The sequence below is a fragment of the Spiroplasma sp. ChiS genome, from assembly GCF_002968355.1.
Classification (GTDB): Bacteria; Bacillota_I; Bacilli_A; order Mycoplasmatales; family Mycoplasmataceae; genus Spiroplasma; species Spiroplasma citri.
Genome location: NZ_PUUH01000035.1, coordinates 1 through 24,197, shown reverse-complemented (window position 1 = coordinate 24,197; position 24,197 = coordinate 1). Strand labels below are relative to the sequence as shown.

24 protein-coding genes are annotated in these 24,197 nt (G+C 26.9%); 22 read left to right on the top strand and 2 right to left on the bottom strand.

All coding sequences use genetic code 4. The features are described from left to right. Positions 1-1,718 (bottom strand): ribonuclease J (locus C6B38_RS02065; protein ID WP_105298461.1); only part of this gene is annotated, 1,718 nt, incomplete at its 3' end. Between the two features lie 175 nt (positions 1,719-1,893). Beyond that, positions 1,894-2,475, bottom strand: coding sequence for a peptide deformylase (gene def, locus C6B38_RS02060; RefSeq protein WP_105298460.1), 582 nt, complete (start codon positions 2,473-2,475; stop codon positions 1,894-1,896). Between the two features lie 67 nt (positions 2,476-2,542). Here def and rsmD point away from each other — a divergent pair, with 67 nt between their 5' ends. From rsmD to treC, 22 genes are all read left to right on the top strand, one after another. Further along, positions 2,543-3,160: a 16S rRNA (guanine(966)-N(2))-methyltransferase RsmD gene (gene rsmD, locus C6B38_RS02055; protein ID WP_308686791.1), complete on the top strand. Its 618-nt coding sequence runs from the start codon at positions 2,543-2,545 to the stop codon at positions 3,158-3,160. After that, the gene (gmk, locus tag C6B38_RS02050; protein ID WP_071937034.1) at positions 3,139-3,714 is read left to right on the top strand and encodes a guanylate kinase; all 576 of its coding nucleotides are present in this window, start codon (positions 3,139-3,141) and stop codon (positions 3,712-3,714) included. The genes rsmD and gmk overlap by 22 nt, the downstream gene beginning before the upstream one ends. 17 nt (positions 3,715-3,731) lie before the next feature. Continuing rightward, the gene (rsmB, locus tag C6B38_RS02045; protein ID WP_105298458.1) at positions 3,732-5,003 is read left to right on the top strand and encodes a 16S rRNA (cytosine(967)-C(5))-methyltransferase RsmB; all 1,272 of its coding nucleotides are present in this window, start codon (positions 3,732-3,734) and stop codon (positions 5,001-5,003) included. Positions 5,004-5,057: 54 nt separating this feature from the next. Continuing rightward, complete coding sequence (gene argS / locus C6B38_RS02040) at positions 5,058-6,731, top strand: arginine--tRNA ligase (protein WP_105298457.1); 1,674 nt, start codon at positions 5,058-5,060, stop codon at positions 6,729-6,731. Positions 6,732-6,778: 47 nt separating this feature from the next. After that, positions 6,779-8,296 (top strand): hypothetical protein, encoded by a 1,518-nt coding sequence (locus C6B38_RS02035; protein WP_105298456.1) that lies wholly within the window; start codon positions 6,779-6,781, stop codon positions 8,294-8,296. Positions 8,297-8,363: 67 nt separating this feature from the next. Beyond that, on the top strand, positions 8,364-9,722 hold the full coding sequence (locus C6B38_RS02030) for a BMP family ABC transporter substrate-binding protein (protein ID WP_105298455.1): 1,359 nt from the start codon (positions 8,364-8,366) through the stop codon (positions 9,720-9,722). A gap of 79 nt (positions 9,723-9,801) precedes the next feature. Further along, positions 9,802-10,050 (top strand): hypothetical protein, encoded by a 249-nt coding sequence (locus tag C6B38_RS02025; protein ID WP_105298462.1) that lies wholly within the window; start codon positions 9,802-9,804, stop codon positions 10,048-10,050. Between the two features lie 53 nt (positions 10,051-10,103). Further along, positions 10,104-11,816, top strand: coding sequence for an MSC_0882 family membrane protein (locus C6B38_RS02020; RefSeq protein WP_105298454.1), 1,713 nt, complete (start codon positions 10,104-10,106; stop codon positions 11,814-11,816). 492 nt (positions 11,817-12,308) lie between these two features. Then, positions 12,309-13,388, top strand: coding sequence for a radical SAM family heme chaperone HemW (gene hemW, locus C6B38_RS02015; protein ID WP_105298453.1), 1,080 nt, complete (start codon positions 12,309-12,311; stop codon positions 13,386-13,388). 151 nt (positions 13,389-13,539) lie between these two features. Further along, entirely contained in the window at positions 13,540-13,899 is a 360-nt protein-coding gene (locus C6B38_RS10995; RefSeq protein ID WP_233485487.1) for a M20/M25/M40 family metallo-hydrolase, read from the top strand. Beyond that, positions 13,887-14,807 (top strand): Sapep family Mn(2+)-dependent dipeptidase, encoded by a 921-nt coding sequence (locus C6B38_RS02010; protein ID WP_233485486.1) that lies wholly within the window; start codon positions 13,887-13,889, stop codon positions 14,805-14,807. Before C6B38_RS10995 ends, C6B38_RS02010 begins: the two co-directional genes overlap by 13 nt. Before the next feature lie 271 nt (positions 14,808-15,078). Beyond that, on the top strand, positions 15,079-15,285 hold the full coding sequence (locus tag C6B38_RS02005) for a hypothetical protein (RefSeq protein WP_105298452.1): 207 nt from the start codon (positions 15,079-15,081) through the stop codon (positions 15,283-15,285). Positions 15,286-16,034: 749 nt separating this feature from the next. Then, a complete protein-coding gene (locus tag C6B38_RS10990; RefSeq protein ID WP_233485485.1) occupies positions 16,035-16,193 on the top strand; it encodes a hypothetical protein in 159 nt (52 codons plus the stop codon). 43 nt (positions 16,194-16,236) lie between these two features. Continuing rightward, positions 16,237-16,503 carry a hypothetical protein gene (locus C6B38_RS10985; RefSeq protein WP_233485484.1) on the top strand — a complete coding sequence of 89 codons (267 nt, stop codon included), beginning with the start codon at positions 16,237-16,239 and terminating at the stop codon, positions 16,501-16,503. A 3-nt stretch (positions 16,504-16,506) separates the two neighbouring features. Further along, on the top strand, positions 16,507-16,659 hold the full coding sequence (locus tag C6B38_RS10980; RefSeq protein ID WP_233485483.1) for a hypothetical protein: 153 nt from the start codon (positions 16,507-16,509) through the stop codon (positions 16,657-16,659). Between the two features lie 455 nt (positions 16,660-17,114). Beyond that, on the top strand, positions 17,115-17,825 hold the full coding sequence (locus C6B38_RS01985) for a hypothetical protein (RefSeq protein WP_105298450.1): 711 nt from the start codon (positions 17,115-17,117) through the stop codon (positions 17,823-17,825). Between the two features lie 20 nt (positions 17,826-17,845). Beyond that, complete coding sequence (locus C6B38_RS01980; protein WP_105298449.1) at positions 17,846-18,628, top strand: TrmH family RNA methyltransferase; 783 nt, start codon at positions 17,846-17,848, stop codon at positions 18,626-18,628. Next, positions 18,628-19,227: a ribosome biogenesis GTP-binding protein YihA/YsxC gene (gene yihA, locus C6B38_RS01975; protein WP_105298448.1), complete on the top strand. Its 600-nt coding sequence runs from the start codon at positions 18,628-18,630 to the stop codon at positions 19,225-19,227. The genes C6B38_RS01980 and yihA overlap by 1 nt, the downstream gene beginning before the upstream one ends. A gap of 83 nt (positions 19,228-19,310) precedes the next feature. Beyond that, positions 19,311-19,574 (top strand): TIGR04570 family membrane protein, encoded by a 264-nt coding sequence (locus C6B38_RS01970; RefSeq protein WP_105298447.1) that lies wholly within the window; start codon positions 19,311-19,313, stop codon positions 19,572-19,574. Continuing rightward, positions 19,564-20,553: a LacI family DNA-binding transcriptional regulator gene (locus C6B38_RS01965; RefSeq protein WP_105298446.1), complete on the top strand. Its 990-nt coding sequence runs from the start codon at positions 19,564-19,566 to the stop codon at positions 20,551-20,553. Before C6B38_RS01970 ends, C6B38_RS01965 begins: the two co-directional genes overlap by 11 nt. 68 nt (positions 20,554-20,621) lie before the next feature. Beyond that, positions 20,622-22,190 (top strand): PTS transporter subunit EIIC, encoded by a 1,569-nt coding sequence (locus tag C6B38_RS01960; RefSeq protein ID WP_105298445.1) that lies wholly within the window; start codon positions 20,622-20,624, stop codon positions 22,188-22,190. Positions 22,191-22,218: 28 nt separating this feature from the next. After that, a complete protein-coding gene (gene treC / locus C6B38_RS01955; RefSeq protein ID WP_105298444.1) occupies positions 22,219-23,868 on the top strand; it encodes an alpha,alpha-phosphotrehalase in 1,650 nt (549 codons plus the stop codon). The last annotated feature ends 329 nt before the right edge of the window (positions 23,869-24,197 follow it).

Sequence of the window (24,197 nt, the reverse complement as noted above, 5' to 3'; positions counted from 1 at the left end):
CGTTTATAACGGTAAATGAAAGGAGATAATGATTGCTTGATAGCATTTTTTAGAGCCCCAAAAGTTGGCTTTTGAGTTTTTAAAACTTCATTAACTGCTTCGGTTGCTAAGCGAATTGATTCATTAATAATATTTCCAGATTCTTTAACATAGAAACTTCCTCTTGAAATAATCCGTGGTGGAGTTAGCAATTGGTTATTTTGTGAATCAATTGAAATAACAACAGCAATTAAACCATCTTTTGATAAGATTTCACGGTCACGAACAACAGCTGTTGTTTGACCTGATAAATCTTTGCCATCAACATAGACAGCTTCAGCTTCAATTCGTTTTCCAATTGCTGCTGTTCCATTTAATAATTCAATTTGATCACCATTAGCACAAATAAAGACATTATCTTTTGGCACATTGACACTAATTGCTGTTTCACCATGTTGACGAAGCATACGATAGTCACCATGCATTGGCATAAAGTATTTTGGCTTCAATAGGGTAAATAATAATTTTTGTTCTTCTTGCGAAGCATGACCAGAAGTATGAATTTGATTTAGAGGACTATTTTCTTGTACAATAGCACCGGCACGAACTAGTTTATTAATAACTCCTACAACATCAGCTTGATTACCAGGAATTGGTGATGATGAAAAAATAACAGTATCACCAGGAATAATAGAAATATGTTGATGTTGGTTATTTGCAATTCGTGATAATGCAGCCATTGGTTCACCTTGACTTCCAGTACAAATAATTAATATTTCATTATCTTTATAGTTTTTAGCATCATTAGCTTTAATAAATGCCTTATCGGAAATTTTTAAATGTCCCATTTGACGAATAATTTTAATAATTCGATCTAAGCTTCGACCAAAAACTAAAATTTTTCGTCCATATTTATTTGCAATTTCAACAATATGTTGAATTCTATGGACATTTGAAGCAAAAGTTGAAATTAAAATTCGCCCTTTAGCTTTAACAAATAATTCACTAATATTTTTAATAATTTTTGTTTCAGTTTGAGTATAACCTTCAACTTCAGCATTAGTACTATCAGCCATTAATAACATAACACCTTCTTGTCCCATATTTGCCATTCGTTCAATATCAGCACGATGTCCTAGTGGCGTTCAGTCAAATTTATAATCACCTGTTGAAACAACTTTTCCATTTGGAGTAACTACTGAAATTCCAAAAGCATCAGGAATACTATGATTAACAGCAAAAAAGTTAATTTTAAAGTTTTTCGTTTTAATCACACTCATATTATCAACTTCTTTAACAATTGTGCTTTGTTCCAATTTTGCTTCTTTTAGCCGATCACGAATTAAAGCAGCTGCTAATCGTGGTGCATAAATAATTGGAATATTAACTTCACGTAATAAATAGGGAATTCCACCAATATGGTCTTCGTGCCCATGCGTAATAAATAACGCTTTTATTTTTTGTTGATTTTCTTTTAAATAATTATAATTCGGAATAACAGCATCAACTCCAAGCATTGTTGAACTTGGGAATTTAACTCCTGCATCAAGCATAATTAACTCTTCATCATGCTCAATACAATATGTATTTTTTCCAACTTCTTCTAATCCGCCTAAAGCAAAGACTTTTGTTGGAATTTTATTTTTAACAACATTTTGTGTTGGTTGTTTTGTTACTATACTAGTTGGTTTTGTAACTATTGTTTTGTTTTTACTTGTTTCTTTCTTTTCTTCATTCATTGAAATTATCACCTCATAATTCTAAAATTATCGCATAGTTTTTTCTTTATTAAATTGCTTATTATTAAAAAGCAAAAAAATTAATTTACTAGTATCCAAGAAATTATAACATAAAGATTAATAAGATTACAAAAAAAAAATACTTTTTCTTTAAAAAAGTTAAATAATATTAAATTTATAAAATAATTCAATCATTTTTTTTTAATCAAGGTTCTTTTTTATTAATTAAATCATAATATAGCTTGCCTTCTAAATGTGCTTCTTCATGTTGAAAAACAATTGCTTCATAACTACGAGCAGTAATTGTCACTTGTTGTTGTTTTAAATAATCATAACCTTCAACAATAATTCGAAAACTACGAGGGACAAAACCTTCTTTATCACCATTAACACTTAAACAGCCTTCACCTTCTTCTATGCAAGCTATTTGTGCACTTTTTCCAATAATTTTAGGATTAATCATTGCATGCTCAATTATTTTTTTGACTCCTGTTTCGTCATTTGTCTCTTCAATCCGAATATAATACATTTTAATATTAAATCCAATTTGAGGAGCTGCTAAGCCAACAGCTGGTCTAATTGTATGGCCACTATTTTTTTGTGGATCTTGGGAATATCTTACAAAATCAATTATTTTTTTCATCACAAGTTCATTTTCAGGTGCTAATGGTAAAGAAACATCAATTGATGGTTGCCGAATTGACGGTGTGTCATCAAATACTAGTCAGTCTTTAGTTGGAATTTCGTTTTGCAACACTAAAAATCACCTCTTAAAAAATTATAACATATTCAGCAATTATTAAAGAAAATTCTAAAGTTTTAGTATAATAAAAAAAAGAAAGAAAAGGGTTAAGAAAATGCGCGTGATTAGTGGAAAATATAAGGGTTATCAAATTAAAACATTAGATGGAATGAATACCAGGCCAATGACGCCCCGTATTAAAGAAGATGCATTTAATATTTTAGATAATTATTTTATTTATGAAAATAAGATTGGCTTAGATATTTTTGCTGGAAGTGGTCAATTAGGAATTGAAGGCTTATCACGGGGGTTAGAACAATGTTATTTTAATGATTCTCATCAGGGTGCTTACAAAATTATTGAAACGAATTTAAATAAATTAAAAATAAATAATGCAAAAATATTAAATTATGATTATAAAATTTTATTAAGTTGAATGATACAGCAGAAAATATCAATTGATATTTTATTTTTGGACCCACCTTTTAAGCAAATTGAGTATTATTATGATATTATTACTATAATATTGAATAACAATATTATCAATAACTATGGAATAATAGTTTGTGAATCAAATCAAGTGTTGTCATTTGATCAATTTAATTTAGTTATGCTACGCTGTAAAGCATATAAAAAAAAGTATTTGTATATATTAAGATTAGAAAAAGGAGAATTAATGTGCAGAAAAAGGGTTTTTTAATTATTTTTTCTGGCCCATCAGGAGTCGGGAAAGGGACAATATGCCAAGAACTTTTTAAATATGAGAAGTTAAATTTGGCTTATTCAGTTTCAATGACAACAAGAGCAAAAAGGCAGGATGAAGTTGAAGGGGTAAATTATTTTTTTGTTGACAGACCAACATTTGAAACTGCAATTAAAAATGATGAATTATTAGAATATGCTGAATTTGTTGGTAATTATTATGGTACGCCAAAATCATATTGTATTGAGCAAATTAATAATGGAAAAAATGTTTTATTAGAAATTGAAGTACAAGGTGCAACACAAGTATTACAAAAGGTAACCGATGCAGTTTCATTTTTTTTAATTCCACCAAGTTTAGAAGAATTAGAAAAACGAATTCGAGGCCGAAAAAGTGAACCCGAAGAAGTATTACAAGCACGATTAGCAAAAGCAGCTGATGAACTTCCGTTGCAAAGTAATTATAATTATGTTGTTGTAAATAACACCGTAGAACAAGCCGTTGCAGAAATTAAAACAATTTTAGAACAAGAAATTGCTAATCGTTCATAAGTTTAAAGGATTAAGAAATGCAAGCAAGAGAAGTAGCATGGAATATCTTATGAAAAATTTTTGCAAAAAATAAGTTTAGTAATCATTTATTATCAAATATCGTAGAACAAAATGATAACTTTACTGACCAAGATAAAACTTTAATTTATCGAATTGTTTATGGTACTTTAAAAAATAAATTGTATTTAGAATATATTGCTAATCAATTTATTGAATCCAAGAAAACTAATCAAAAATTACAAGTTCTGTTATGAATGAGTATTTATCAATTTCGTTTTTTAGATCGTATTCCTAATTATGCAATTGTTAATGAAGCTGTTAATATTAGTAAAAGTGTTAGTCCAAAATATGCTGGTTTTATTAATACTACGTTAAAAAAGATTTTTGACAGTAAAGATGAGATTTTTGAAATTAACATTGCTGATGAAACAAAAAAATTAAGTATTAAATATAGTTTTCCGTCATCATTATATTTAATTCTTCGGAATGAATATAGTGAAGATATTGCTCGACAAGTAATGATTGATAGTTTAACCATTCCAAAACTTTCATTTCGCGTTAATACCCTAAAAATTAGCCGAGATGAATTATTATCCAAATATTCAAATTATAATTTGACAAAAAGTTTAGTGTCTTCTGTGGGGGTCATTGCTGATAAACCAGTTGTTAACTCAGAAATGTTTAAAAAAGGTTTAATTTTTATTCAAGATGAAATGAGTATGCGTATTGCAGAGATATTAGACCCACAAGAAACTGACCGCGTGTTAGATATGTGTAGTGCACCGGGTGGTAAAGCAACGCATCTAAGTCAAATCATAAACAATAAAGGGATTATTGATGCCTATGATATTAGTGAAAAGAAGATTAATTTAATTAAGATGAATGCTAGTCGATTAGGAATTACTAATATTTATCCACACTTATTAGATGCTAGAAAAATTAATAGTGAAATTCAATATGATAAAATTCTTTGTGATGCGCCCTGCAGTGGCTTAGGGGTAATTAAACGAAAGCCAGAAATTAAATATCATACTTTGACTAATCAAGGATTAGCAAATTTAGTTGAGATTCAAGAACAATTATTAGAAAAAGCTTATCAATTATTAAAACCAGGTGGAATTTTGGTTTATTCTACTTGTACTTTTGGTGGGTATGAAAATATTGTTCAAATCCGCAATTTTTTAGCAAAACATCCGGATTTAAAAATTATTACAACAGAACAAATCTTTGGTTATGAAAATAATACAGATGGATTTTATTATTGTAAAATTAGAAAAAAAGATAAGTAATTATAAAAACTATGTAAAATATATATAAATAATAAGAAGAAAGGAAGCACAATTATGAATACGAATGTTAAATTAATTGAAAATCTGTTACAAGAATACTTAAAGGCAAATAATTTAACAATACCAGTGATGGTTGAAAAACCACGCCAAGAAGGATTTGGCCATTTATCAACCAATTTGGCTTTGTTACTAGCAAAAAAATTAAAAAAGACACCAAATAAAATTGCTGAAGAAATTATTGCTTTTATTGAAAAAAATAATAAATCATATTTTAAAAAGATTGAAATTGCTGGCGCCGGGTTTATTAATTTTACCTTAGCTGATGACCAGTTACATCAAGTTATTAATGAGGTTTTAAAACGACAAGCAAACTATGGATATTCAGCAGCGAAGAATTTTACTTATAATTTAGAAATTGTTTCAGCTAATCCAACGGGATTTTTACATATTGGTCATGCTCGGAATGGTGCTATTGGTGACAGTGTTGCTCGAATTTTGCGAGCAGATGGTTATCATGTCCAAACTGAATATTATGTTAATGATGCTGGTAATCAAATTAATACTTTAGCAGTAACGGTTTTTGTTAGTTATTTAAATTTATTAGGTAAAAAAACCGAGTTACCTGCTGATGCATATCGTGGTGATATGTATGATGCTGTTGCACAATACTTTGTTGACAATTATCAAGATAAATTTATTAATTTAACTTTTAACGAAGATTATAAAATTAGTGATCCAAAGGTACACGAAATATTTCGTAAAAAATCAGTTGATTTATTTTTAGATATTATTAAAAAACAATTACAATTATTTCGAGTTGATATTGAATATTATTCTTCTGAAGTTTCAATGTACGAAGGAGGAAAAATTGATGCAACGTTAGCACAGTATGCTAAATTGGGAAAGACTTATCAACAAGACGGTGCATTATGATTAAAAACAACTGATTTTGGCGATGATAAAGATCGGGTTTTAGTTAAATCAAATGGTGATTTAACTTATATTACTCCTGATTTAGCATCACATAATGAACGGTTAATACGAAGCAAGGCCGATAAATTAGTTAATTTTTGAGGTGGTGATCATCACGGTTATATTGTGCGAATGTTAGCGGGATTACAGTTATTAGGTTATAAAAAAGACATTTTAGATATTGATATGATTCAAATGGTACGGTTAATTAAAGATGGTGCTGAATATAAAATGAGTAAACGAAAAGGAACAGCAGTTTGATTAATTGACTTAATTGAGGAAATTGGAGTTGATGCAATTCGTTATATGGTATCTTCAAAAAGTGCTCAAAGTCATATGGACTTAGATATTGGTATTTTAAAAGAACATTCTTCAAAAAATCCTGCTTATTATGCACAATATGCAACAGCTCGTTGTAATAGTGTGCTAAAACAAGCTAAAATAAGCAAAATTAATTTTACCGATGTTAAAACCTTTGAGTTATTAACGTCACAAAAAGAATTATACCTTTTAAATGAGATTGATTTATTTAATCGTTGCATTAAATGAGCAGCAAAATTACGCCAACCACATCTTATTTGTGATTATGTGCAAAATATTGCACGGCAATTCCATTCATATTATAATGAATCAAAAGTTATTAATTTAGATAACTTAGAATTGACAAAACAACGTTTAGTATTTATTAAAGTAATTTATCAAGTTTTATCAAATGCCTTTAATTTATTAGGGATTAATGTTGTTGAACAGATGTAATTATTTAAGTTATGTTATAATCTATAAGACAGAAAGAGGGTGCAGGTGTGTTGCAAAATAATTGAGATGTTTTTTTATTTAATCCATTAATGTTATTATTGTTATTTGTTCTTTACATATTAATTTTAATAAAAAACATTAAAATTAAACATACTAGTCAGAAGGCATTTTTTATTCAAACTTTTTTATATTGATTTGCGTTATCAGCAATTATTGGTGATAATTTTGAGTTCCGTGATTTATTTTTTGCTGCATCAATTAATAATATGGGAGGAATTGCCATTATTGCCACAACTTCCCTTTCTCTTTATGCTTTTTTAGCGATGATTCCTTATGTATTTTTACATAAGGTTTTTTCTCGTATTGGCTGACATTGTTTTCAATATACAATGTTTGGAATATCAATGCTAGGAATTTTTATTTTAATTTTTTATCCATCGGTGCCAACATTAATTATAGCGGCAATTTTTCTTGGTTTTGGAATTATTACTAAGGCTAGTTATTTTTTATCATATAATGAGGCATATGGTCGTAAGTTTTTTCCATTTAAAACAATTAGTTTAGTGGCACCGCTAATGACATTTGCGCTTATTTTTGGTAGTGAGTTTAACAATATTGTTATTACAATAGGAAGTAATTTAACTAATCATTTACAAATAGGAATTATTGGAATTGGTGCAATAGTTGCTATTGCAGGGGCAACCATTTTATATGCCTTGTTTTCACATAAAGAGTTTACCTCAACATCATTTACAGTTGAACAACAAAAAATGTTTGAACCATTTAAATGAGGGAAAGTGTTAATTATCTTTTTTATGACAATTTTAATTATTATTTTAAAAGAAGTGTCCCAATCAAATATTTATATTTGATTGTTAGGTCAGCGCACATGGGAAAAATACCATGATGTTTGGAAAGTCAACCAATTTGTCCGCTTAAATGAACAATTATTCTTAATTCCACAGTTTTTTGGTGCTTATTTAGCTTGTCATTTACTTTATAATAAAATTGGTGTTAAATATTGTTTTGGGCTAGGGTTATTATTATGATTTATTTTCTTTAGTATTACGGCATTTAATCATTCGCCAGAAGCTTACTTAGCATTGCAAGTTATTAATGGGTTAGCTTTTGCTATGTGTTTTAACATTTTGTTTGCAATGACTTGTGAATGAAAATATCGTTCGCCAACAAACAAACCAATTGTAGCGCAATTTCAATTATTATGATTTGGATTAGAATTCATTATTAAGTTTGTTGTTGATGTAATGCGTGATAAAAAGGTTGGTATATTTAAAGAATATATTTATGGTCAACAATATATTTTTCGTGATATTTTTGCGATTCAAATTGATAATATTACAACAATTATTTCAACGATTTGTGCCACAATTGTTTTACTGTTATTGTTGATATTTTATTATACTTCAGACCTAATTTTAGCTGAATATCGTAATCATTTGCGTTTATTAGTTCCGAAGGTTAATCTATTATTACGAGAAAGTTTTATTAGTCGTGTTAAATCAAATATTACTTCTGAAACAAATAACAAGAAAAAAATTAAATAAAATAATTTTTGTTTTGATAAAAAAGAATATTTTTAGTATTTTTTAATTATGGTTAAAGGAGATTAGAATGAAAAAAATAATTAAAATGTTAATGGCGTTACAAATAGGCACTACTTCGGCTAGTTTTTTAACATCTTGTGTTAAAAAGTACCAATATATGTATGATATTTGAGTAATTACTAGTGGTGGTTCAATTAATGATCAATCTTATATTCAATCAGCATGAGAAGGAGCAAGCAAATATATTGTGTCACAATTTGCCCAAGCTCCAATGGCAAATTGACAAGATAGTCCATTGCGAGCGAGTTATTTTGAACCAAGTGGTATTACACCAGGTGAATTTAAATCAGCTTATATTACAGCTAGTATTGCTGGGGCAAAGACCTTAATTTTACCTGGTTTTAGTCATGCCAATACAATTGGTTGAGCAGCAAACTTAGTGGATAACGTTATTTTTATTGATGGTAGTGGGCAAAATGTATATAAAAATATGGATCCGCATGGTTCTTTAGCTGATAATATTGTAGGAATTTTATTTCAAAAAGAAATTGCTGGTTTTTTGGCTGGTCTTGTCACAGCAATATGACTTAATTTGCATCAAACAGAATTCCAACAGCAATTAAATATTGCAACTTATGGAGGAATGGATAATCCAGTTGGAGTTTCAAATTATTTATGAGGATTTTTATTATCGTCAGATCTTTTTAATGAGATTATTAAGACAGATAATTCATATCATAATTTGCGTCAACTAGGAACAGATATTTTAGCAATAATGCAAAAAATAAACCCCAAAATTAATAATTTATTACCAATAAAAAAAGTTCAGGAAGTATTAAATGACAATGAATCATGGTTTTCACAATCATTTAACCAAGGAGAAGGAAAAGTAATTTCTGATTATTTAATTAATAAAAAAGCAAGTATTATTTTCCCTGTTGCAGGACCACAAACCCAAGATACAATTGACCGAATTAAATATAATCAAACAAAAACAAAAGTTGTCGGGGTGGATACAGCACAATCCCGAATATATGGTGATGAATATATTATTACTAGTGGGTTATTAAATATTGCACAAGCAACACAGGATGCCTTATCTAATATCTATTCATCAACTTGTAGTTATAATAATGCCACTAAGCAATGAGAAAATAATAAACTTGATTATTGTTGGATTAATACTAATCAATCTTCAAAAACAAATCCAAATTGATTAGGCATTGAAAAAACAAAATGAATTGATGATAGTATTATTAATTATATTAATAATGATGCAAAGATTGCCAAATTAACAACAACAATTGGTATAATTTATGATCAAATTAAACAAGCACATTTTACTGATACATTAAAATTAACTTATCAAACACAAAATAAGTTAAAAACTGACTGACTAGAAACTTTAGAAAATTGTTTAAAATAAAAATAATATATTTTTGCATAAATTTTAAAAAGTATAGTATAATACTCATAGATAGTGTGGTGTTTATATGGAGGGCTTCTTGACAACAAGTATAACAATCTTAGATTTAGATATTCCAGTAATCGGGTTAATTGGTTTTCTACTAGGATTTGCAGCGCTATTATTATTTGTTTATTTTACTATTACTTTTTCTTTATTTTGCAGTAAAAAAAGCAGTAGTAATTGAACGAATATTGTAAAATTAAAACAAGAAACTAGTTTTAAGGAAAACATTGAGTATTTTGAACAAGAAATTATGCTAGCTAAAAAAATGGGTGATAAAATCTAGCAGTTTCTTTTTTAGTACAATGTTCTTCACATTTAGGGCAGGTGAAACAAAGAATGGGTTTTTTTAATACGGTTAAATCTTTTATGGTGAAAGATAAACAACGTGAGCAACCACCAATGCAATCAGCAAATTGTTTTGATGACAATTTTAATTCTGAATTAATAAACCAAAATAATGCTGTTTTTAACCAAAATCAACCCTATCCAAGTGAAATTCCCCAAAATCATCGTTCGCCAAATCAATACTTTCGTCCAAATGAAGCATATAAACAAAACCAATTAAATAATACGGAAATGTTATATCAAAATAATAATACAATTCGTCCAGCACGAATGAATTTAAGTAATCAATATAATTATTACGCTAATAATCATGACCGCCAGTATCTTGAAGAAGAACGTCAGGGAATGAATATAAATGCTTCACAAATGCCTACAGGTTATGTTGAACCATATTATAATCATGATGCTGCGCAAAATTATTCGCGTCCAGTTCAACAACAAATTTTACCACGCCGAATTCAACAGCATACATCAAGTTCTAATTATGGTCAATATTGGTCAGGACAACAAAATCAAGGACAATATGACAATGCGGAATTTATGCGATATCAAAGCCACCGTGAAGGTTATTTTAATGATGATAATATGTATACAAATAAATATTGTGATCCTTATCAACCACGTGTTACATCGCCATATAATCAATCACAAGTTAATGAACAATTTAATCGTTCAGAATTAGGTTATGATAGTAAAGGAGCCTATTATGGTGCAAATTCAGCACAATATTTTGATGATAATCAAATGGTGGCAAATTCAATGCCAGCGCCACCATCTTATTATCAAAATGGTCATTATACTCCATCAGTACAATTTGACCCACCAGCTTTAACAAATGGTAGGGAAAATAATCGTTATGCTTATCAGCCACAGTTATCAGAAAAACAACGTCGTCGTCGTTTTAGTAAGGAATATGCTAACCGCTTAATTCCCCTAGAAATTGCTCGTGAAATTCGTTCAGAAAAAGTTCGTACCTTAATTATGATTATTATTGGTTTTATTGGAACAATGATGACAAGTTTATTTATTGCCTTATATTTTATTTCTCATCAACAAGAATTAAAAGAAATTATGGGAATTAAAGCAAAATACATTCCTCATCCATTTTTGACAATTACTTTTTTACTAATCTCACTAGGATTATTATTTGCTGGTATTTTTGATTTATCACGAGTTCGAATTGAAACAAATAGTTATCTTTCTAATTTAATTCGAGGTAATCATACTATTCCCCATTTCTTAATTGATAATTACAAAAAAATGACTATTCGTAGTATTGTTTTAAATTGATTAGCATTTCCTACTTATTTCTTTGGTGGAATTATTTTAGGAATTTTATATGGATTCCAACAACATTCAGGTGAAGAATTCCGGTTTGGTTTTTGAAGTTGAGGCATTGTTGATGATTTAACAGCAGCCATTACAATTACAATTATTATTTTAATCGTAACATTAGGCGTTCATATTGCAAATATTGTTTTAACAAAAAAAAGAAAAGCAAATATTATTGGTTATTATGGATATGAAATTGTTCATCCAGAAGAATTAGCTGCTTTAAAGAAAAAAACAAATCGGATTTGTTTAGTAATTTTTATTATTTTCTTAATTATTTTAACATTAGTAATTTCAATTCCATGATTAATTGCTCGTCGTCGTAAACGAAGTGGTGAGGCATTACTTGGACATTGATTTAACCGAAATTAAATATTGTTTTAAAAAAATTATAATGTTTCTTTTAACCAAGATAAATAACAATTGTTATAGTTTATTCTTGAATATAAATGTTAGGAGAAACATTTTTTATATGACAAAAGATAGCACTAAATTTTAATAATGTGATTTCTTAATATCTTTTATTTGCAAGATAAAATTTATCTTGCAAATAATTTGTTGAAGGTACTGCGGTGCTTTTTATATATTCAATAATGTTTTGTTTTTAATATGTGTTAAAGTGATTTTAAAGAATTAGTTAAATGTGTTGCAATTTAGAATCCAAATACCCAATAAATGTTTTATTTCATTCTATTTATAATTTTTTAGGAACAGGTTAGAATTAGAATATAAAACAAGGTTTTAGTCACACAACAGAATTAGAATTTAAATAAATCTTTTAATTTAATTATTAAAAAATATATAAATGTTGCACTTGAAATTATAATCTATATTATTAAAATATAAAAGAAATGAGGATTAATAATGATTGAGCATTTATATGTACATATTCCTTTTTGTGACCATATTTGTTTTTATTGTGATTTTTTTAAAATTAAAAAATCACGTCCAATAATGATTGATGAATATTTAACTTCATTAGAGCAAGAAATTGCTCAACCTCATCCTAATTTTGCTTTAAAAACAATTTATTTAGGAGGAGGAACACCCAATAGTTTAGATGACATTCAATTAGAACGGTTATTACAACTTTTACAAAAAGTTGTGCAATGTTCAATAATTGAATATACAATTGAACTAAATCCAGAAAAGATTACAAAAAGTCAATTACAACTTTTAAAGAAATATCATATTAACCGTCTTTCAATTGGGGTTGAAACTTTTAATGATCAGTTATTAAAAAAAGTTAATCGTTATCATAATAGTGCTGATGTTGTTAATAGTTATTACTTAGCTCGGCAAGAAGGTTTTGATAATATTTCGTTTGACTTAATTTATAATTTATTTGACCAAACACAAGTTGACATTGAAGCAGATTTATTAATGATTCAAAAATTACAACCTGATCATATTAGTTGATATTCGTTAATTTTAAAAGAAAATTCATATTGGGGCAAAACAAAACTTAAATTACCAGAGTATGATATTGCATTTGATGAAATTATTAATACTGCATTAACTAAAATAGGTTATGAAAGATACGAAATTTCAAATTACACTAATAACAAGAAAAAATCACGACATAATTTGGCATATTGAACTAATAAATCTTTTTGATTACTTGGTCCTAGTGCAGCTGGTTTTATTAATAATGATGGATATTATTTATTACAAAATTCGCGAAAATATGCTAATTGAACACAAACTAAAACAGAATTATCGTTAAAGGATTATTATTTTCAAATTTTAATGATGGGGTTACGTGTTTTAGATGGCATTGATTTAGTAAAGGTTAAAGATGCAAAGAAAGCAGTCAATTACTATCAAAGTAAAATTGATGTAGAAGTACAAAAAAATAATTTATTTTTTGATAATAATCATTTACGTTGTACAAGTCAAGGATTAAACATTTTAAATGATATTTTAGTTAATATTATGGATTAAGACTCATGCTATAATGTAAGTAAAGAAGAACTATGAATAATAAAAATTGATAATTAAGAAATTATAATTAATAAAGACTTATGAATAAAAAGCATAATAAAGGAGGGGTATATTATGGAAATTGATGTTGAGAAATTACAAAAAGAATATTTTGATAAAGCTTTACAAAAAAATTCAAGATATTATTCGAATTCCATCAGTTCGTAGTGAAGCAAAACCAGAGGCTCCATTTGGTGAAGGCATAAAAAAAGTTTTAGAATATGCTATTAATTTAGGAACAGAATTAGGTTTTAAAACATATCAAGATTCAGAAAATCGCTATGGTTATGTTGAATATGGTTCTGGCTCAGAAATTTTTGCAATTTTAGAACATTTAGATGTTGTTCCTCCAGGTGATCTTAACAAGTGAGAATTTGAACCATTTAAACCACAAATTAAAGATGATAAATTGTTTGGTCGAGGGTCACAATTGATGATAAAGGTCCTACAATCATTAATTTGTATGCTTTAAAATATTTAAAAGACCATAATTATCATCCAGATTATACTATTCGTTTAATTTTTGGTTTAACAGAAGAAACAGATTGAGCATCAATTAAAGTTTATATGAAAACAGAAGGAGTTCCTGCCTTAGAATATACTCCAGATGGAGAATTTCCTTTTGTGTATGCTGAAAAAGGAATTATTAATGCTGATATCATCGGTAAAGGTGAACCATTTACATTAATAGGTGGTGAGGCTTATAATTCTGTTGCTGATGTTGTTAGTTACCAAGGTTCTTATTTGGATGATATTAAAACTAGATTAGAACAAAAAAATATTGAAACAAAGGTGGAAAATGATTGCTTAATTGTTAAAGGGAAATCTTCACATTGTAGATTACCAGAGCGAGGAATCAATGCTGCTTTAATTACTTTAACAACATATGCTGAATTAGATAATAATTCAGTGATTGCAATTTTTGCAAAAAAAAATTTATATAATAATTTTCATTTTAGTTATCTTTTTCCAAATATGAAAGATGAAACAGGATTATTAATTGTTAATAATGGAATTGTTGAAATTAATCAAGAAAAAACAGGATTAACTTTAAATATACGCGTTCAAATTTCATATAAATTACATGATATACAAAATCCATTAATAGAAGAATTAAAAAAATATAACTTGGAATTAACAAATATTTCTTGGCAAGAACCACTGCATATGCCAGTTGATAGCCCAATTATTAAAAATATGATGAAAGTTTATCAAGAGGTTACTGGTGATAACTACACAAAACCTGTGGCAATCGGTGGTGGAACTTATGCTAAAGCAATGCCAAATTGTGTGGCTTTTGGAGCTGAATTTGACATTAATGAATCAACGATGCATGCTTATAATGAATATGTTAAACTTGATGATTTAAAAAAATGTTAGAAATTTATAAAAAAAAATTCCTTTGTTAACAAAAAAATAGCATGTTACTTACTTTAAATAATGATATCTATTCATATTTTTCACAAATAAAAAATAGTTGATATCTATTCATATTTTTCACAAATAAAAAATAAAAAATTACTAAGCAGAATATTACTAAATATAAACGAAATAGTTATTAATGATATCATATTCTGTATTTTTTAGATTAGTCTATTAAAGTAAAAAAGAAAGCGAGAAGTATAATGAAAAATATCATTATTAAGGAAAAATGAGTGAAACTGTTAAAATTATTTTGGGAAGTATAGTTGGAAGTTTCTTTTTGGGATTATTTACATTTTTAGGAATATTTGTTAAGGAAAGAAATAAGACTAAAAGACAAAAATTTAAACTTAAGCATCAAACTTTTATAGTTGAAATGTCAGCAGAAGAAGAAAATAAATTTTCGGATTTATTAAAAGAAGAAAATGATATATAAATTTTCGGATTTATTAGATTAAACAATGTTTTTTTAGTTAAATATGAAAATGATTCATGAGAACGATTTGATTCACTATATAATATTGAAAAACAATATTTTAATTCTCAAAAAAAGGTTCAAAAATTAAATCAAAAATTAGAAAAAGTTTTAACAAATATCATTACTGAAAAGAATTTTAATAATATTCATCAGTGAGATGTTAAAAAAGAAATTAATCCTTTATATCATCAAAAAAAATATTACAAATGAAAAAGAATTAAAAAAAATATTACCATTTATTTCAAACAAATCGTATTTTGAACCAAATAAATTTAATTATTAAAAAAGATAATATTAAATATATTATCTTTTTATTTTATTATATTGTTTTAGAAATATATTATCTTTTTATTTTATTATATTGTTTTAGCAAGACGTTGAGCAATTGAGCTCCAATAACTGTTGCCATTAAAATTCATTGTAAAAAGGAACATAATCCATAAATAAACTTTCCTTTTCGATCCTTTGGACAGTCTGTTCCGAAAACTAAAGTCCCAACGGAATTAACATTGAAAATTCATAAAATAACGTTTAATCAACAAAAAAGAATATTAAAAAGAGATGATCGCATTCTTTTGGCCATAATATAGCCTCTTTTCAGATATGTATAATTATACAATGTTTGTTATAATCTTATTATCTAAATCATAATTTTTTTTATTAATTTATGATATAATAATTATAATCAGTTTTTGTAGAAAATAATAATGAATGTAAAAAACTCACAAGAAAATAATGATTTTATAAATTTAAAAAATAATGAAGAACTTGTTAAAAAACATTATAAATATTGAATCAAGTTTAAAGATGAGTTATTTCAGTATTTATTAGAAATAATAAAGTTTGGAAAAATTAAAATGTTTTAGCAATGATTACAGCAGGGAAAAGATGTTGACGATTTAAATATTTATGATCTTTTTTGGATTTACTTTTGATAAGATCAATGTTAAGACAGAAACAATTGACCATTTTATTGTTGAATTATGTAACGAATGTAATGAAATGAATGATGTTACTAATTCATATATTAAAGTATTTCAAAACAATGTTGTATGTATTTATTGTAAAAAATTACTTTATCAAGATGATAAGCACTTATTACTTGATAATAATAATTATTGTTCACGAGAATGTTTGCGCAAATATTTGAATAAAACAATTAAAGAGGGAGAATAAGTTATGAAAACAAAAGTTTTGACTAATAATAAATGACTAGATAAAATTGCTGAATCAGTGGTAAAAATTCAAAAACTAACAAATATTCCATATGTTGATTGTCATACATGTAATTATGAAAATCAATCATCAAATTTACTTTTTGCTAATTCATAATATGAAATATTATCAGTTTTAATTAAAACAACTTGTGGACATGATATTACAAAAGGAGTTAATTTTTCACGCATTGTTAATGATCATGGCCATAATTTTGAATTATTAGGGGAAGCAATTACTGAATGTTGAGTTTATAAAAAAAATCTTGTAGTCATCACTTAAATGAATCAAAAGCATTTGTCTGCTATCAATGTGATAAACTTAAAGCAAAAATAATGCGCATTGATAATGTTAATGTTTGTTCATTAAAATGTTTAAAAGATTATTTAAATGCTCAAGTAAAATAAATTTTATATTTAAAAAAGGAAATTAATTTCCTTTTTTAAATTATTATGAAATTATGATTATAATAGATTGTTTTGTTAATTTCATATTATTACTTTACTTAACAAAATATCCAAGATAAAATTATAACTAGTATTTGATTTTAACTAAAAAAGGAGGTTTAGGGTATGCCATCATATTATACAGAACATATTTTAAAATTGAAGCAACCAAATTTAAAAGCACCATTAACTGATACCGAAATTAATGCTATTGTAACAGCTTTTAAGCATTTAGTTTGTAAAATTAAAAAAGATGCCATTGTTATTAAGCATCAAAAATTTGGTTATGAACTTTTTCGTAGTAAAGCAGACGAAAAATATTGAGCATATGCTTTAACTTTTACTGAACCTCTTAATCCATTAAAACCAATTTATAAACATCATTGAATTGGCAACGCTTTTATTGGTTATGGGTATGATACCTTAGAAGAAACAATTAATCAGACTTTTAAAATGATGGAACAAGGACCAACAGCACAAACAAATTTTCGTGATTATTTAGCTAGTTGAGATGAAGAAAAAGACCGCATTTTCTTAGATTGAGAAGAAAAAGAATGATCGTTTGAAAAATATCAAAAGTTTCAGCGTTGATATGAAAAAAACAAGGTTAAAATTATGGCAAAACAAATTGGGATTAAGGATGCCGAAGATTATAATAAAGAAATTAATAATAAAAATAATAGATCGGGATTAGCAGTTTTATTAGGGAAAATGCAAGATCCACCAAAACGCCCACGAGCAATGGCTGTTGTAATGCGTGAAACAGCAGAGACAAAGGAAAAATGAGATGACCCAAAAACCAAAAAATACCTTGTTGGTTTTATGTATGTTAATTAAGAAAGAAAGAATCCGATATTATGAATTATCGAGAAATTAATTCATCGCAAAATGAACATATTAAATTATTGGCAAAATTAAAAGAAAAAAAATATCGAAAAGAATTTAATTTAGCCTTAATTGAAGGATGGAACATTATTGATGAAGCATTACAGCAGAACCTTGTTGTTGAAATTTTAACAACAAAAATAAATCAACGAAAATTAAAAAATTTTAATAATATTTTATTAACAATAGTTTCCGAATCAATTTTAACTAAATTAAGTCAAAGTAAAAATAGTCAAAATATTATCGGTGTGATTGATTTAACTAAGGTTAAGGAACAAAATAATTTTCAATTCAATCAAAATATTCTTTTATTAGAAAACATCCAAGACCCAGGTAATGTAGGAACATTAATAAGAACTAGTCTTGGTTTTGGTTTTACAAATATTATTTTGTATAATCATACTGTTGACCTTTTTAATGATAAAGTATTACGTGCTAGTCAAGGTGCTATTTTTAAAGTCGCAATTAAAGAAGCCAATTTAATTGAAATTAAAAATTTCCAATTAAACCGATATAAAATTATTACAACTGGTTTAAAACGACAAAGTGTCTTTTTACAAGATTGCCAGTTTAAACAAAATGAACGATATATCTTAGCATTAGGTAATGAGGGACATGGACTTTCAACAACATTGCAAGAAATTAGTGATTATAATGTCCAAATTAAAATTAATTCACAACTTGAGTCATTAAATGTTGCTCAAGCAGGAACAATTTTAATGTATGAAATTAATCGTCAGATGGAGGAAAAATAATGTTTAAGTTTAAAAATGCGAATTATATTACATCAGCGGTTAATAAAGCAGGTTGAATTAATGATGATTTATTTGAAATTGCTTTTTTAGGGAAAAGTAATGTTGGTAAATCAAGTTTTTTAAATATGTTAACAAATCAACGTCAATTAGCAAAAGTTTCGCAAATTCCCGGGAAAACGCGGATGCTAAATTTCTTTGCAATTAATAATAACCAATTTCGAATTGTTGATGCACCAGGATATGGGTTTGCAAAAGTTGGTAATCAATATAAGATGGATTTTGCAAAAATGATGGAAGAATATTTAACTCAAAGAGAAAATTTAAAATTTGTTTGTTTATTAGTAGACTTACGGCATCCACCAACCCAAGATGATTATGAAATGTATCAATATTTAAAGCATTTTAACATTTTAACAGTTTTAATTGGAACAAAACTTGATAAGGTAAAAAAGAATGATATTCAAAAGCATGAAAAGATGATTAAGGCTAAATTAAATTTCGCTGATAGTGATTATTTTATTAAAACATCAAGTCGAAATAAAATCACTCGTGATGAATGTTGGACATTATTTGCAAAATTATTAAATTTTAATGAATAGTTAAAATATTTTAAATTAAAAAACTTATTAAAACAATTTCTATTAAATTAGCATATAATTATGACACATAAGGAGTGAATAAAATGAATAATTTTTCATTGACAAAAGAAAAAGGCCTTTGACAAAAAATTTTTAAAAAAATTCCATGATTTTATCATGTCATTTTTCTTATGATTGGAATTGTAGCTGGACTTTTATTTCAATTTTTATATATTAAACGATGAGATTTTCCTTATTTTTTTATTTTTATTATTGCGATAATAATGCTTTATTGTGTACTATTTTTATTATTTAGTCCCATTATTAAGCAAAATTGATTTTTAAAAAAAGGTTTTAATGAAAAATAAAAAAATTTCAATTAAAACAATTGCTGCTGAATGTGGCGTTGGTATTGGGACGGTATCACGTTATTTCAATGGTGGTTATGTTAGTCAGGAAAAGCGTCTTTTAATTCAAAAAGTTGTGGAAAAATATAATTTTCAACCTGATTTTGCTGCGCATTCAATTAAAAAGAAAATGTTAGAAGTATATATTTTAATTCCTGATTTAACAAGTAGTAATACGTTTATTGTTAAATCAATTTTAAAACAAATTAATAATGATTTTACTAAAATTGTTCCTTTTGTTGTTGAAACAACTTATGATGAGGATCGTTATTTATTACATTTACAAGAAATTGTACGCCGTAACCCAGTTGCTTTAATTTTATTTACGATTAGTAATGATGAAAATATTAGAGCCTTTTTACAGACGATTAATATTCCAATTATTGTATATGGTCGCCAATGAGGAGATACCGTGTTTATTAATAATGATAATGAAATGATGTATGCTTTACTCCAAGAAATGGCAAAGAATCATGAATTTGATAAGAAAAAAGAAATTCTTTATATTGGAGAGAATCCGGTGACAAATTTACCAACTGGATTTGCTCGATATGATACTGTTGCTGATTGATTTAATGGTCGCAATTATCGATTTCAAACGTACTTTTTTTCTGAGAATCAAGAACGAATAATTTGAGAATTAGTCAAAACAATTAATTTAAATAATAAAATTATTATTGTAGGAACACATACTTGCTATAAAGTTGTGATTTCCTTTTTAATGAAAAATAATATTACTAATAGTTTGGTCACAGATATTTGTAATAGTAATGACTTTTTTCTATCAATTTTACCAAAACATTATTATATTGCCATTAACTATACTGAATTAGCAACAAAAATAATTATTAAGTTAAAGCAAATTTTAGATGGAAATAATATAACAAAAGATAAAACAATTGAATGTTTAAGTTATGAGATTAAAACTTTTTTAAAATAAGTTTATATTTTAAAAAATGTGTATTATAATCAAAATATGGAAATGATTACATACAGGAGATAAAAATTATGACAAAAAAAACATATACTACTGAAATAGTAGCGTTAATTCCGTTATTGGGAGGAATTGACAATATTATTTCATATACTCATTGTGTTTCCCGGATTAGATTAGTTTTAAAAGACAATACAAAAGCAAATTCAAAGGAAATCGAAGAATTAGATAATGTTAAAGGAACGGTTCAACCAATTGGACAATATCATATTGTAATTGGACCTGATGTCAATAATTATTTTGCTGAATTTAAAAAATACTTAACTTCTAAGACAGAAAAATTAGGAGAAAATATAACAAATGAATCAACAGTAAAAAAAGGAAAATGATATCAACGCTTATTACAACATTTTTCAGAAATCTTTATTCCACTAGTCCCAGCCTTAATAGCGGGGGGATTAATTTTAGGATTTCGTAACATTTTAGAAGCAAATTGAAATGGCGAAGGAACTTCATTGGTAAGTATTTCAGGATTTGCTAAAGGGTTAGATGATTTTTTGTGAATTCCAGCCCAAGCTGTCTTTTGATATATCCCAGTTATAATTTGTTGATCAATTTTTGCCAAAATGGGAGGTTCTCCAGTTCTTGGTATTATTATTGGTTTAACCTTATTATTACCACCATTAGTCGATATTTTTGAAATTGCCAAAGGAGCTAAAAATTCATTATGAATTTTTGATGTAGCACCAACATTTGACTTTGGAGCATGAAGTTTTCCATGAAAAATTCAATATACAGGACAAGTAATTCCAACAATTGGAGTAGCCTTTTTTGGATTTTATTTAGAAAAAGGATTAAATCGAATTGTCCCCGCTGTTTTAAAACAAATTTTTGTACCATTATTAACAATTTTATTATCGTTTACAGTTGGATTATGCTTAATTGGTCCAGTTGGTTATATTATTGGAAGTGCAATTTCATTTGGATTAAGATGAGCATTAGTTAATCCAATTGCAAAATACTTCTTTGGTCCAATTTTAGGATTATTATATGCACCAATTGTAATTACTGGTGTTCATACTATGCTTAATGCAGTAATGATTCAAGATACAGTTCAAATTGGGGGAACCTTTATTTTTCCAATTTTATGTATTTCAAATATTGCGCAAGGAAGTGCTTCCTTGATGTTTACTATTAATAATCGAAAGGACCCCAAGATGAAAGAAATTGGAATTTCTGCCACAACGTCCGCTTGATTAGCAGTGACTGAGCCAGCATTATATGGAATTAATTTACGTTTTCTTTATCCATTCTTAGCATCAATTGTTGGATCAGCAAGTGGTGCAATGTTATTAACAGTTGCAGGAGTAACTTCAAATGGAATTGGAAATGGAGCATGATTAGGAATTTTATCAATTCAATCATTTAGTCAAGTCCAAGGTGTTCAAACATTTATTGGTACCGGATATACTTGGTTTATTCTTAGTGCACTATTAACAATGAGTGTAACAATGGCCTTAACATGATTTTTAGAAAAACTTCCACGTTTTACAAAGTTACGAGATGAAATATTACAAGTTAAGGGAACAAGTTTAATTAGTTTTAAAAAACAACCAAAAGTGGTTGAAAATATTAGTAAATAAATCTTTGAAACTGTAGAGGAGATTATCAATGAATAAAATAAATTTTCAAGAAGCGATTGTATATGAAATTCATCCGCAATCGTTTTATGACAGTAATCATGATGGTGTTGGTGATTTACAAGGAATTATTCAAAAATTAGATTATTTAGCAATGTTAGGAGTTAATTATCTATGATTAAATCCAATTTATGTATCACCACAAAAAGATAATGGTTATGATGTTTCAGATTACAAAAATATTAATCCACTTTTTGGGACAATGAATGATTTTGAAATGTTAGTTACAGAAGCAGGAAAACGAAACATTTATATTATGATGGATATGATTTTTAATCATTGTTCAACAGAACATGAATGATTTCAAAAAGCACAAACAGGGAATCTAGATTACTTACAACGATTTTTCTTTCTTCCTGGTGACAAAGCAAAGTGCCCAAATAATTGGCAAAGTAAGTTTGGTGGTTCGGTATGAGAATATCACGATGAATTAAAAATGTTTTATTTACATTTATTTGATAAAACACAAGTTGATTTAAATTGAAAGAATGAAAGTTTACGCCAACATATTTATCAAATTGTTAATTATTGATTACAAAAAGGGGTACGAGGATTACGATTTGATGTTATTAATTTAATTGGTAAACCAAATATTTTTGAAAATGACTTAACTGGTGATGGTCGGAAGTATTATACTGATACACCACAAGTTCATACATATTTACAAGAAATGGCACAGAATACTTATTTAAAAACAAATGACATTATTACTGTTGGTGAGTTATCATCAACGTCAATAAAACAAGCTATTTTATATACAAAACCAGTGTCACAAGAATTAAATATGGCTTTCACTTTTCATCATTTAAAAATTGATTATTTAAATAATGAAAAATGAAAATTAGCTCCCTATGATCCAGCGAAACTAGTAGCAAAAATTAAGGAATGACAAATCCCAGTACAAGCAGCAGGTGGCTGGTTAGCTAATTTTTTAAATAACCATGATCAACCACGGGCATTATCCCGCTTTGGTGATCCAGAAAATTATCGTTTTGAATCAGCTACAGCTTTAGCGGCTGTTGTCTTGTTACTACGAGGAACACCATATCTTTATCAAGGAGAAGAATTTGGTATGGAAAATAATAATTATACAAAGATTGAACAGTTAAAAGATGTTGAATCAATTAATTATTATCACATTCTTCAAAAAGAAGGAGAACAACCAAATACTATTTTAGAAGTGTTAAGTGCACGCTCACGTGATAATGCTCGTACTCCAATGCAATGAAATAATCAGCAATTTGCTGGTTTTAGTACGCATAAACCTTGAATTGATGTTAATACAAATTATTTAAAAATTAATTGAGAAAAAGATTATCATAGTTCGCAATCAATTTTTAAAGCTTATCAAATGTTAATTCAACTTCGTAAAAATAATCTTGCCTTTAGTTATGGCGAAATTGAATTTGTTGAAATTGATCCAACAATATTAAGTTTTTATCGTTATTATGAACAAAACAAATTTTTAGTATTAATTAATTTATCTGATCAAACAATTATGATTCCAGATAATTTATTGTCTGAAAAAACAATGTATAACAATTATTCAACTTTTGAAAAAAAAATTAATCCTTATCAAGTTATTGTGTTTGATTATTTAATGGCAAAATCATTTAAATAATAAAACCCTTTTTAAATGAAATAAATCTAGTTCAATTTTAGCAATTAAATCATCAATACAATTTTGAATGTTTCTATTTCTTGCAATGATTGGTTTTCAAATTTGATTTTGATTGTGGTCTTTTTACTATAGAAATGTAGTATACCACACACATTTTAAAGATTACAAGAAAATAACAAAAATAATAAAAATATTTATTTATAATTATAAAAATATCATAAAATAAATAAATAAAAAATATAAAATTAAACACACTAAAAAATAATTATAAAAAATATAAAATTAAACACACTAAAAAATAATTTATTAAATTTTAATTAATAAATACA